This window comes from Hyphomonas sp. BRH_c22 (assembly GCF_000961795.1).
In the GTDB taxonomy this organism is placed as follows: Bacteria; Pseudomonadota; Alphaproteobacteria; order Caulobacterales; family Hyphomonadaceae; genus Hyphomonas.
The window spans coordinates 1-11,961 of the sequence record NZ_LADU01000133.1; the positions used below are offsets into that span (position 1 = coordinate 1).

The following is an 11,961-nucleotide window of genomic DNA, read 5'->3' on the forward strand; positions in this document are numbered from 1 at the left end:
GCGATGGAGGCCCCCGCTGAGGCCGAAATGGAACCCGTCGCACCGGCAGGCCGCGCGTCGGAGTCCAGGATGCGCTCGCTGTCCAGCGGGCCGGCCGAAGACGACCTGGCCTCCGTCGCCTCGGCCGAAGATGCCTTCAGCGAGACAGAAGCGGCGTTTGACGACCTCGCCGGCCTTGGCGAAACGTCCGAGGCCTTCACGGACTCCGAATCCGTCGCCTCACCCGCCGTCCAGCAGTCGCGCGCCGCCGCCTTCCTTGAAACCCTGCAGACCGTCCCGGTTGCCCACGAAACGCCGCTGACGGCCGAGTACAAGCGCGCCTTCGACGTGACCCTTGCGATTGATGCCACCGGCGATGACACCGCCGCCGATGCCCTGCCGGGCCGAGGCAATGTCGTCACCGGCGAAGCCCGGGTCTCCGACCGGGTCGAGGCCCGTGTCAGCGGTGCCAATTTCGAAATCGTCCCCATGTCCCCCGGCATCCAGTCCCTGTCGCCATTAACCGAGAATGTCTGGCGCTGGTCGGTCATGCCCCTGTCGGCAGGCGACCATGACCTCGTGTTCGAGATCTACGCCATCGACCAGGACTCGGTCGTGCCGCTGCGCACGTTCCGCGACACGGTCACGGTGCAGGTATCGGGAATCAACCGCGCCATCGCCTTTGCCGATCAGGCCAATCCGCTATTCGTGCTGCTCGGCGGGCTCGGCTCGGCCATTGCCGGGCTGCTCGGCGCGATCAAGTTCTTCGGCCGCCGCTAGCAATTTCCGCTGAGGCAGATCTGCAGGTCCGTTGCGCAGGCACGGGCATGCGTCTCGTCGGCTTCTGTCAGGTCATCCCGGTTGCGCACCACGGCCGGTTTGCCCTCACGCCAGTCGACCCCGTACAGGCCGCCCACGCTGCGCGCCGTCAGGCAGGCTGAGGCCGTCTGGTAGCATTCATCATCCGCGCGGATGCGGCAGACGGGCGGCTGGGAAATCACATTATGGCTGGCCGCCGGGCCCTGCGGGACGACTGGCGCTGGCGACGGTTCGACAATCGAGGAGGCCGGCCTGCCCGTTCCGAGTATCTGCTCCATCGCGCCAGCCGTTGGCTGTGCCGAGTTTGGCGCAATGGCCACAGCAAGGCTGACGGCCAGTGCCGTCAATGTGCCTGTCGCTTCAATATACATCTACACTTGCCCCTATGCCGACACATTACTGATACGACATATCAGTGCGCTGCGCCACACGCAGCAGGCATTCCGGGGGCAAATCCTACCGCCTGCCTTGCGCTTATGCAGGCCTCGTCTGCTTTGACATCGCCGCCAAAGGCGTCTTTGTGGTGAACACATGACTAACGCAGTTCCCACCCCTCTGACGCTGGCCGCCGCGCAGGACTTTTTGCGCGGCCAATCGGAGCGAATCGCGGTCGATCCGATGACCAATTCGGTCTTCGCCTTCGCCCAGTCCCTGTTCCAGGATCTCGAGTCCGGCCGCACCGGCGTGGCCGACCTCGCGAAATTCGCCGGCGACCTGCACCTGACCCTGATCGAGGAGCGCGCCGACCGCTTCCGCGAACAGCATTATGATGCCGACCCGAAAGCGGGATGGTCGCTTGTCCGTGCCGCGCTGGAGCGGCACGCGAAACAGGGCTTTGATGCCTTCCGGGATGCGGTCCAGCAGAATACAGGCGGCATTGTCTTCACGGCCCACCCGACCTTTGCCCTGTCCCGGGCGCTGCGCCAGGCGTTCACCTCGCATGTCAGCCGGCCCAACAAGGCCAGCCGCGCCGCGCTCCTGAAACACATCCGCGAGGACAGCCGGGCGTGGAACCAGTCGATCAACCTGGTCGGCGAGCATGAGGAAGTGCAGGACGCGCTGCGCAATGCGGCAGGGGCCCAGCAGGCCTATGCCGCGCTGGTCTTGCAGGTGGCCCGCAAGGCCTTCCCTGACCGCTGGCGCGAGCTGAGGCCCTACCTGCCCACGCTGGCCAGCTGGGTCGGTTACGATCTTGACGGGCGCACCGACATTCACTGGTCGCAATCGCTGACCTTCCGCCTGCGCGAAAAGGCCAACCAGCTCGCCCGTTATTGCGACAGGCTGGAGGCCATGTCCGGGGCCAGCAAGATCGCCCCGCTCGCCCGCCTCATCGTGCGCCTGCGGGCTGCGGCAAAGGACGCCGACGCCGACGCGGTCCTGTTCGCGCAGGACCTGACAGACCCGGAACACCTTGTCCGCGCGGCGAACGCGCTGACCGCCCACAGCAAGCGCATGATCCTCGATGCGGCAGAGATCACCACAGTGCTTGATGAAGCGGTCCCCGCTGCAGACGATGCCCTCGCTGCCGCGCTGATCGCCTTCCGGGCCGAAGTGGAATCGCTCCAGCTCGGCACGGCCCGCATCCACTTGCGGGTCAATGCCGCGCAGATCCGTACCGTCATCAACCGCGACCTTGGCCTTGAGACCGAAGACCGCGAACTCGGCCGCCTCGCCCTTGCCGAACTGTCGCAGAAGGCGCGCCAGTCAAAGCCGGTCCAGGTCAATTTTGCCGACCTCTTCCTTGAGCAATCCACGGCCCGGCGCCAGTTCATGATGTGCGCGCAGATCCTGAAACATATCGATTCCGGGTCGGTCATCCGCTTCCTCATCGCCGAAAGCGAGAACCCCGCCACCGTCATGGGCGCACTGTATCTCGCCCGCCAGTATGGCGTGGCTGACAAGCTCGACATTTCGCCCCTGTTCGAAACGCCCGAGGCGCTGGAAACCGGCGGCCGCTTCATCGAGCGCCTCCTCGATGAGCCTGAATTCCTGCGCTACGTGAAGGAGCGCGGCTATCTCTCCATCCAGCTGGGCTTCTCCGACGCGGGCCGCTTCATCGGGCAGGTCGCCGCCGACATGGCCATCGAGCGCATTCACAACCTCATCGCCCGGGCCCTCGCCGCCAAGACCGATGGTGTGGCCCTGCTGATCTTCAACACGCATGGCGAATCCATGGGGCGCGGCGCCTGGCCGGGCAGTTTTGGCCAGCGCCTCGATCACGTCCTGACACCCTGGACACGCAATGGCGCAGCGGCCCGCAACCTGCGCCTGATGCACGAAGTCAGCTTCCAGGGCGGTGACGGCTTCCTTCACTTTGCCAGCCTGCCGATTGCCGAAACCAGCTATGCCGCCTGGTGCCACCGGGCCCTGTCCAGCCCGCCCGATACATCGAAGGACCCGTTCTATACACGCACCGACCTGGTCTGGGATTTCTACCGCTCGCTGCGCGCCTGGCATGAGCGCCTGTTCGTCAACCGCGATTATGGCCGCCTCCTCGGCGACTTTGCCGCGGGCCTCGTGGTCAAGGCCGGCTCGCGCCAGAAGCGCCGCACCGGCGGCCCCACCGGCCCGCGCGCCCTGCGGGCCATTTCGCACAATGCGACGCTGCAACAGCTCGGCATACCGGCCAATACCGCCGCCGGCATCGGCTCGTCCCTGCAGCGCGAGAATGACCGCCTTGTCGACCTGATCAATCGCAGCCCGCGCATGCACGGCCTCATCCTTCTGGCCTTGCGCGCCCGCGTGATGACCAGCCTGCCGGCCCTGCGCGCCTATGCCAATGTCTTCGACCCGTCGGTCTGGATCGCCCATTCCCGCCTCGCCGAACCGGATCGCGCGGCCTCCTACCGGGCCGTCTATTACGGCCTGCGCGACAATGACAATTCGGTCTCGATCAACCGGATCGCCAATCTCCTGGCGATTGACCTCGGCAAGTTCGACCGGCTCCTCGCCCAGCTTGATGATGCGCCGTCCGCAGAGGAACGCCATGAAGGCCGTCTGGACCTGCACGCGCTGCACGCCATCCGCCAGGCGCTGATGATGCGCGCTTTCATCCTGGTTGGCCAGGTGCCGCGCATATCGGAGCGCCATGATGTCGATGCGCGCGACCTGATGCGCATGGTGCTCGACATGCGCATCAGCGAAACCGTCGAGCTGCTGATGGACATCTTCCCCCGCGCCCGCGACGAGGAGACGCCCTTCAAGGCCCTCACCGAGGCGGGATCCGAGGCGAAATCCGCCGCCTATGGCTATGACCGCATCCACAGGGACATCATCGCCCCGCTGGACGAGATCGACCGCGCCCTGCACGGGATCAGCCTTGCGATCACCCACGCCTATCGCGCGTTCGGCTAGGCCGTTCCCTTGGGGAGGGTTGCGGCGATTTGAACGCCTTTCCCAACGTCATCCCTTCCTATGACGCTTACGTGCGCGTAAACCTGCCAAACACCGATCAATAATGATGCGAACCGGGAGAAACCCTCATGGCTGAAGCCTATATCATCGACGCCTGCCGCACGCCGCGCGGCATTGGCAAGCAGGGCAAGGGCGCCCTTGCTCACATCCACCCGCAGCAACTCGCCGCGACCGTCCTGAAGGCCATAGCCGAGCGCAACAAGCTCGACACGGCCACCGTCGACGACATCATCTGGGGCACGAGCAGCCAGCGCGGCGCGCAAGGCGCTGACCTTGGCCGCATGGCCGCCCTCGATGCCGGCTATGACATCAAGGCCTCCGGCGTCACGCTCGACCGCTTCTGCGGTTCGGGCATCACGTCGGTTTCGCTCGCCGCAGCCCAGATCATGTCCGGCATGGAAGACTGCGTCATCGCAGGCGGCACGGAAATGATGAGCTACACGTCCGCCACCGCCGACCCGAAAACCCCGCCCGTCATGGACGCCGGCAACCTGCGCCTGCGCGCCAGCCATCCGCAGACGCAGCAGGGCGTCTGCGCCGATGCCATCGCCACGCTGGAAGGCATTGACCGCGAAGCCGTTGACCGCCTCGCCTATACGAGCCAGCAGCGCGCCGCCAAGGCCATCGAGGAAGGCCGTTTCAACAAGTCGCTCGTACCGGTCTATAACGAGGACGGCACACTCGCGCTTGACCATGAGGAGTTCCCGCGCCCGTCCACCACGATGGAAACGCTGGCCGGCCTGCGCACCGTGTTCCCGGCCTATATGGACATCCCCGTGGACGACAAGGGCAACACCTATGGCAACCTGCTGACCCGCAAGTACCCGCAGCTCGAAGGCAAGGTGAACCACGTTCACCATGCCGGCAACTCGTCGGGCGTGGTCGATGGCGCAGCCGCCATCCTGCTGACCTCGAAGGACTATGCCGACAAGCACGGCCTGAAACCGCGCGGCCGCATCGTCGCCACGGCAAACATGGGCGACTGCCCGACCCTGATGCTGAACGCACCCGTGCCAGCCGCGAAGAAAGTGCTCGAAAAAGCCGGCCTCACCAAGGACGATATCGACGTCTGGGAAATCAACGAGGCCTTCTCGGTCGTTGCCGAGAAGTTCATCCGCGACCTCGATCTCGACCGTGAAAAGGTCAACATCAACGGCGGCGCCATGGCCCTCGGCCACCCGATCGGCGCCACCGGTTCGATCCTGATCGGCACCGCGCTGGACGAGCTTGAGCGTTCCGGCGGTCGCTACGGCCTGGTCACCATGTGCGCCGCTGGCGGCATGGCCCCGGCCATCATCATCGAACGCATCTAGGCCTGTCCTGACAGTCTGAAACCGGCCCGCGTCCATGACGGGGGCCGGTTTTTCTTTGTCTGGCCATGAACGGGCATTGGCACTAACTTGCCGGGACAAAACATGGGCACAGAAGGTGGAGGACCCGATGTACGAGGTCGATCTGAGGGAATCCTGCTTTCCGGCACATGGCGGGCCCGCGCCTGCCCCCATCACCATCGGCGGCATGCTGCGCGCCTCCGCCGCCTCGGCGCCCGGCCGCCCGGCCCTGAAGGAACTCGGCTATGACGGCGCGGTGCTGCGGACATGGACCTATGCGGACCTGCTGAACGACGCCGAGCGCCTTGCCCGGGCCCTTGCGAGCCGCCATGCCGAAGGCGCCCGCATCGCGGTCTACGCCAACAATGTGCCTGAATGGGTGCTGCTGGAACTCGCCTGTGGCCTGGCAGGTGTCACCCTCGTCACCGTGAACCCGGCCTACCAGAAGCGCGAGCTCAAATTCGTGCTCGAACAGTCCCGCTCCGAGGCGGTCTATTATGTCCGGGATTTCCGCGGCAACCCGATGCAGGAGATCGCCGACGCGGTCTGCAGCGAAATCCCGGCCATCCGCCACCGCATCCTCCTGACCGACCATGACGCCCTGTTCGCCGGGGAGCATGAAAGCCAGCTGCGCGACCCGGACCCGGCAGACCCGGTGCAGATCCAGTACACATCCGGCACGACCGGCTTTCCCAAGGGCGCCCTGCTGCACCATAACGGCCTCGTCCGGAACGGGATGGATGCCATGGTCCGCGCGGGCATGGGGCCGGGCATGTCCTTCGTTCACAACATGCCGCTTTTCCACACGACAGGCTGCGCCATCCTCGTGCTTGGCGGCCTCGGCGTCGGGGCAACCATGCTGCTGGCGCCGATGTTCGACCCTGACGTGATCGCCGGTGTCATTGAACGGGAAAAGACCGATTTCATTCTCGGCGTGCCGACCATGCTCGTGGCGCTGATCGACGCGGTTCAGGCGTCAGGGCGGGATGTGTCCTCGATATCGCGCATCATGTCCGGCGGCGCCATGGTGGCCCCGGAACTGTGCCGGAAGGCGCGCGATGTGCTCGGCGCGCCGATCCAGATCGTTTACGGCCAGACGGAAACATCGCCCGTCATCACTCAGGCCTGGTACGAAGACTCCCTGGAAGACCTGACCCAGACCATCGGCCAGCCGGTCGCCCATACCGAAGTCTCGATCCGGAACCCGCAGACGAACGCCGTCGTCCCGGTCGGCGAGCAGGGCGAAATCTGCTGCCGGGGCTATCTCGTGATGACGGGCTATAATGACAATCCGGAGGCGACCGCCGCCACTATCGGTGCTGACGGCTGGCTGCATACGGGCGACCTCGGGCGGATGGACGCGCGCGGCTATGTCAGGATCACCGGCCGCGTGAAGGAGATGATCATCCGCGGCGGGGAAAACCTGTTTCCGGCCGAGATCGAAAACGCGATGCTGGAGCATGAGGCCATCGCTGAAGTCGCCGTTGTCGGCATTCCGGACGAAAAATGGGGCGAACAGGTCGCCTGCTTCCTGCGCGGCAATGGCAAACCTAGACCGGACGATGCGGCGCTGAAGGCCTTCATCCGCGAGCGCCTGTCGCCGCAGAAGACCCCGGCCTACTGGATCTGGGTCGACGAATGGCCGCTGACGGGATCCGGCAAGATCCAGAAATTCAAGCTACGCGAGGCCTACGAACAGGGCGCCTTCGACGCCAGCCTGGCTGAGAAAACCGGCGCCGGCCTGCCTCAGGCATCCTGAGCGATCTTGTGCAGCGCTTCGGCAAGCCGGTCGGCATGCTCGGGCGTATTGTACAGGGCCGGCGTGATGCGCACGCAGCAGCCCGCCGCGACTCCATCCCTCAGCACCGAAAAGATACCGAATTCGCTGAGCAGGCGTTCGGCAAGGGCCTTGTTGTCCTCGGCGCTGGTCTTGCCCTTCATGCGGAATGACGTGATCCCCGCATGCAGGCGCGGATCGTCCGGCGTCAGTATCTCGACCGCCTCAAGCGGACGTACCTGCTCGACCCAGGCATTGCGCAGGTAAGCCAGCCGCGCCGCCTTGCTGGCCGGTCCGACCCCGGCATGGAAATCGAGCGCATCGGGTATGCTCATCACGGCGGCGAAGTTCATCGTTCCCGTATGCACCCGCCCCACGGTCCGCTCCCGCTCCCAGGGCTCGGCCGACATGTCGGGCGAGATCGACTCCAGCCTGTCGGCCCGGATATACATCGCGCCCACGCCGATTGGCGCGCCGATCCATTTATGCAGGTTGAACCCGACGAAATCCGCGCCGAGCGCCGTCACATCGAAATCCATCTGTCCCCAGGAATGGGCGGCATCGACGATCACGTCGACCCCGCGCAGCCGGGCCGCCGCCACGATATCTGCCACCGACATGGCCAGTCCCGTCCGGTGGCTGACATGCGTCAGCAGCAGCAGGCGGACATCAGGGCTGGCCGCCATCGCCGCGTCATAGAAGGCAATCAGGCCGTCATGGGTGGCAGGCTCGGGAACCGAGAGGCGCACCACGCGCCCGCCCGTCTGGGCGGCCTTCCATGCCATCGCGTTCTGGATCGACCCGTAATCGAGATCGGCGAACATGACCCCGTCTCCGGGCTGCAGCCGGTTATAGCCCGCAATCAGCGCCTTCAGCGCCTCGGTCGCGCCCCGCGTGATGGCGATCTCGTCCGGCCCGGCCCCGAGCGCAGCGGCGAGGCGCGCATTGATGGCGCCATGCATCTCGCCATATTCGCGGCGGGCAAAATAAGAATTGCGGCGGTTCACGGTCTCCGTGTGCGCCGTGTAGCGCGCCAGCACCGGACGCGCCATCAGGCCCCAGTTCCCGTTCTCGAGATTGACCACCCCGTCCATCACGTCATAGGCGGCGGCCACCTCCCGCCAGTAGGCCTCGTCCCCGGCGGCGTGCAGGGCGCCATCAATATGGAACGCCGTCACCGGCAGCGCCGCGCCATTGGCGCATGCCGCCGCCGCAAAGCCAGCGCCGCCAGCCAGTACGGATCGTCTCGAAATGCTCATATGCTCGCCCTGCCGGATGGTCATGCCCGGGCGCACATGCGCCGGACTCCTGCTGCATCATAGACGCAGCATCCGGGGAGGCTCCAAGCCGGAATGGCAAAAAGCAGTACAGAAATCCTAGTTTGGGTGTTTTTCGTCCTCGTGGCCGCCCCAGAAGCGCTTGATGCGGCCAAGGAAGCCTTCGCTTTCCGGATGGCAGTCGGCACCGGAGCAATCACAGAACTCGCGCAGGATTTCCTTCTGGCGGGCCGTGAGGTTTTGCGGCGTCTCGACGAACATTTCGACATAGAGATCGCCGGTCTGGCCGGACGAGCGCACGCTGGGCATGCCCTTGCCGCGCAGGCGCAGCTTGCGGCCGGTCTGCGCGCCTTCGGGAATGGCGACGCGGGCGCGGCCGCCATCAATGGTGGGAATTTCGATCTCGCCGCCCAGGGCCGCCGTGGCCATCGGAACGGGCGCGCGGCAATAGAGGTTCGGCCCGTCGCGCTCGAAAATGTCATGCTCGACGACATCGACGAAAATATACAGGTCGCCCTTGGACCCGCCCGCCGTTCCGGCTTCGCCTTCGCCTGACAGGCGTATGCGCATGCCGCTCTCGACGCCTGCGGGGATTTTCACCGAGAGCTGGCGCTCTTCGCGGACCTGACCGGCGCCGCCGCATTCCTTGCAGGGCTTGCGGATGACCTTGCCCTTGCCCGAACAGCGCGGGCAGGTGCGTTCCATGGTGAAAAAGCCCTGCTGGGCGCGCACGCGGCCATGGCCATCGCACATGTCGCATGTCTCGGGCGTGCTGCCCTGTGCGGCGCCGCTGCCGGAACATGGCTGGCAGGGCACGGCCTGCGGCACATGAATATTTTCGTCCTTGCCGAAATAGGCCTCGGCCAGCGTGATCTCGAGATCATAGCGCAGGTCTGCGCCGCGCTGCGGTCCGCCGCGCCGGCGCCCGCCGAAACCGCCCGCGCCAAACACCTGGCTGAACAGGTCCTGGAAAATGTCTTCCGGGTTAGCTCCGGCGCCAAACGGGCTGCCACCGCCGCCATTCTCGAACGCAGCATGGCCAAAGCGGTCATACGCGGCGCGCTTGTCGGCAACGCTCAGCACGGCATAGGCCTCGCCGACTTCCTTGAATTTTTCCTCAGCCTCGGAATTTCCGGCATTCTGGTCCGGATGGAACTTCATGGCGAGTTTGCGGTAGGCCGATTTCAGCTGCTTGTCGTCCGCATCGCGAGCGACGCCGAGCACTTCATAATAGTCGCGCTTGCTCATGATTAACTGCTGTCTTCCCGAATTCCCTGATGTGCGCTGTCATGTGGGGCGAACTTCCCCTGCCCGCAAGGGAAAGCTGCAGATTACACAGGGTCAGCTTGGGCCGGGACCAAAGGCTGTGAGGCCTTTTTCGACAACACTGGCGCCGGATGCCTGAATTTGCATCACGGCGAGGCCGCGCTGCGATGTGCCATCGATTCGGAAGCGGAACAGGCCATTCACACCCATGAAACCATCAGGATCGGTGACACCATTATAGCGCATGTTGTCTTCGGCCCCGAGCCGAACCGACAGGGCAGCTGCATCATAGGCGACAGCGGCCAGGGCCGTCGGATTGCGGCCGTAGATGCGATTATAGGTTTGCCTGAAACCGGAAAGGTTCTCCGGATCCGGCGCCGCATAGACGCCCCCGGCGAGTGTCGGCTCGCGCCAGATGCTGGAATCATCCCACAGGCTGGTGCCCATCAGCATGACCTGGCGCATATCGACGCCATTATAGGGCAGCAGCGGCGCGACGGAGAGCAGCTTCACCCCCCGTTCGGGGATCATCACGGCGACCTTGCCGCGTGCAATCTCTGACTGCAGAACCGTTGCGATCTGGCGTGCCTCGTCTGCGGCGCCGGAGCCGGGATCATAGAAGGATGACGCGACGACGACACCGCCCTGAAGCGACGCCTGGTAGCGCATCGCCGCTTCGACCTGGCGTCCGTAAGGCGTGCTGGGGCCAAGGAACACGAAAGAGCGCACACCGCGTGCGGCTGCATATTGCATCACCCGCGAGACTTCCTCTTCAGGCGAGATCGAGGCGAGGTAGGCCCCGCCGCCAGCCGCGCTGCGGTCATTCGAAAAGGCGATGATTGGCACCTGTTTCTGGTTGGCGACCTGCTTGACCGCCTTCACATTGTCGCCGAACAGCGGGCCGAGGATGATATCCGCGCCTTCCTGCAAGGATTCATCCACCCGCGCCTCGGTAACCGACTGCTTGCCGGCGGTATCTTTCGGCATGATCAGGAAATCGTCGCCGGCAAACTCGAACAGGGCCAGCTCGATACCGGCCAGCATGCTTTCGGCCTCGGCGCGCACCTGCGCGTTCGGATGGGAGAAGGGCAGCAGCACGGCGGCGCGCTTCACGTCGCGGCCTTCCATGAAGGGCGGGATCAGGCCGCCATCGCCGCGTACCGGTTTCTGGATGCCCAGTTCGCCCAGCCGTGTCTCGTCCACGTCGCCGGGCTGCAGCACCTCGCCGGTCACCGGATCGACGCGGGGTTCGCCGGTGCCGATCTGCACTGGCGGACGCGCAGGCGCCGTGGCACAGGCCGTTGCCAGAAGGAGGGAAGCCAGAACAAGGCTTGGCGCCTTGAACTTCCTGAGCAATGGTTGAAGCAATGTCATCTCCTGATCCTTCCGAGCCCGAGGCAATTCACGCACCGGGCGACTCTACGGGCAGCCGCCGTGCCGGGCAACCGGCACAGGCACTTGGTCCCGGGCTTTATGTTGTCTCCACTCCGATCGGCAACCTGAGGGACATCACGCTGCGGGCGCTTGATGTCCTGGGCGGTGTCGAGGAAGTGCTGGCCGAAGACACCCGTGTCGCCGGGAAACTGATGTCTGCCTATGGGCTTAAGGTCCGGCTGAGCCCCTACCATGACCACAATGGGGCGGAACGGCGGCCGGGCCTTATTTCCCGCATGCAGGCCGGGGCGAAAATTGCGCTGATTTCCGATGCCGGCACGCCGCTCGTCTCCGATCCGGGCTGGAAACTGGCGCATGAAGCCCTTGAGGCGGGTGTCAGGGTGTTCCCGATTCCCGGCGCCTCCGCCATGCTGGCGGGCCTTGTGGCCAGCGGCCTGCCGAGCGACCAGTTCCTGTTTGCGGGCTTCCTGCCGCCCAAGAGCGGAGCGCGGCGCGCTGCCGCCGAGGCGCTGAAAGCGGTGCCCGCCACGCTGATTTTCTATGAAAGCGGCCCGCGCCTTGCCGCCTCGCTGGAAGACCTTGCCGTCTCGCTCGGCGGCAACCGGCAGGCCGCCGTCGCGCGCGAACTGACCAAGCTGTTCGAGGAAACCCGCCGGGGCACGCTGGCAGAGCTGGCCGCCCATTATGCCGAAGCCGGGCCGCC

At 65.4% G+C, this 11,961-nt stretch carries 9 protein-coding genes; 5 read left to right on the forward strand and 4 right to left on the reverse strand.

The window, feature by feature from the left end; all coding sequences use genetic code 11:
* Positions 1-759, forward strand: a 759-nt coding sequence (locus tag VR74_RS18930; RefSeq protein WP_045699473.1) for a hypothetical protein, incomplete at its 5' end; no start/stop codon positions are given.
* Here the strand turns inward: VR74_RS18930 and VR74_RS18935 are convergent.
* Positions 756-1,169, reverse strand: a complete 414-nt coding sequence (locus VR74_RS18935) for a hypothetical protein (protein WP_045699475.1) — start codon at positions 1,167-1,169, stop codon at positions 756-758. The two genes, VR74_RS18930 and VR74_RS18935, sit on opposite strands and share 4 nt — an antisense overlap.
* 160 nt (positions 1,170-1,329) lie before the next feature.
* Here VR74_RS18935 and VR74_RS18940 point away from each other — a divergent pair, with 160 nt between their 5' ends.
* From VR74_RS18940 to VR74_RS18950, 3 genes are all read left to right on the forward strand, one after another.
* Positions 1,330-4,152, forward strand: coding sequence for a phosphoenolpyruvate carboxylase (locus VR74_RS18940; protein ID WP_045699477.1), 2,823 nt, complete (start codon positions 1,330-1,332; stop codon positions 4,150-4,152).
* Between the two features lie 128 nt (positions 4,153-4,280).
* Positions 4,281-5,525, forward strand: a complete 1,245-nt coding sequence (locus tag VR74_RS18945) for an acetyl-CoA C-acetyltransferase (protein WP_045699479.1) — start codon at positions 4,281-4,283, stop codon at positions 5,523-5,525.
* A 127-nt stretch (positions 5,526-5,652) separates the two neighbouring features.
* The gene (locus VR74_RS18950; protein WP_045699481.1) at positions 5,653-7,302 is read left to right on the forward strand and encodes an AMP-binding protein; all 1,650 of its coding nucleotides are present in this window, start codon (positions 5,653-5,655) and stop codon (positions 7,300-7,302) included.
* On the opposite strand, the gene VR74_RS18955 is transcribed toward VR74_RS18950, so the two are convergent.
* From VR74_RS18955 to VR74_RS18965, 3 genes are all read right to left on the reverse strand, one after another.
* A complete protein-coding gene (locus tag VR74_RS18955; protein WP_299951335.1) occupies positions 7,290-8,603 on the reverse strand; it encodes an aminotransferase class V-fold PLP-dependent enzyme in 1,314 nt (437 codons plus the stop codon). The two genes, VR74_RS18950 and VR74_RS18955, sit on opposite strands and share 13 nt — an antisense overlap.
* Positions 8,604-8,696: 93 nt before the next feature.
* Positions 8,697-9,845, reverse strand: coding sequence for a molecular chaperone DnaJ (gene dnaJ, locus VR74_RS18960; RefSeq protein ID WP_045699483.1), 1,149 nt, complete (start codon positions 9,843-9,845; stop codon positions 8,697-8,699).
* A 93-nt stretch (positions 9,846-9,938) separates the two neighbouring features.
* A complete protein-coding gene (locus VR74_RS18965; protein WP_299951337.1) occupies positions 9,939-11,237 on the reverse strand; it encodes a penicillin-binding protein activator in 1,299 nt (432 codons plus the stop codon).
* Between VR74_RS18965 and rsmI the strand changes: the two genes are divergently transcribed.
* The coding region (gene rsmI / locus VR74_RS18970) for a 16S rRNA (cytidine(1402)-2'-O)-methyltransferase (RefSeq protein ID WP_299951340.1) at positions 11,231-11,961 on the forward strand (731 nt) is incomplete at its 3' end. The genes VR74_RS18965 and rsmI overlap by 7 nt on opposite strands.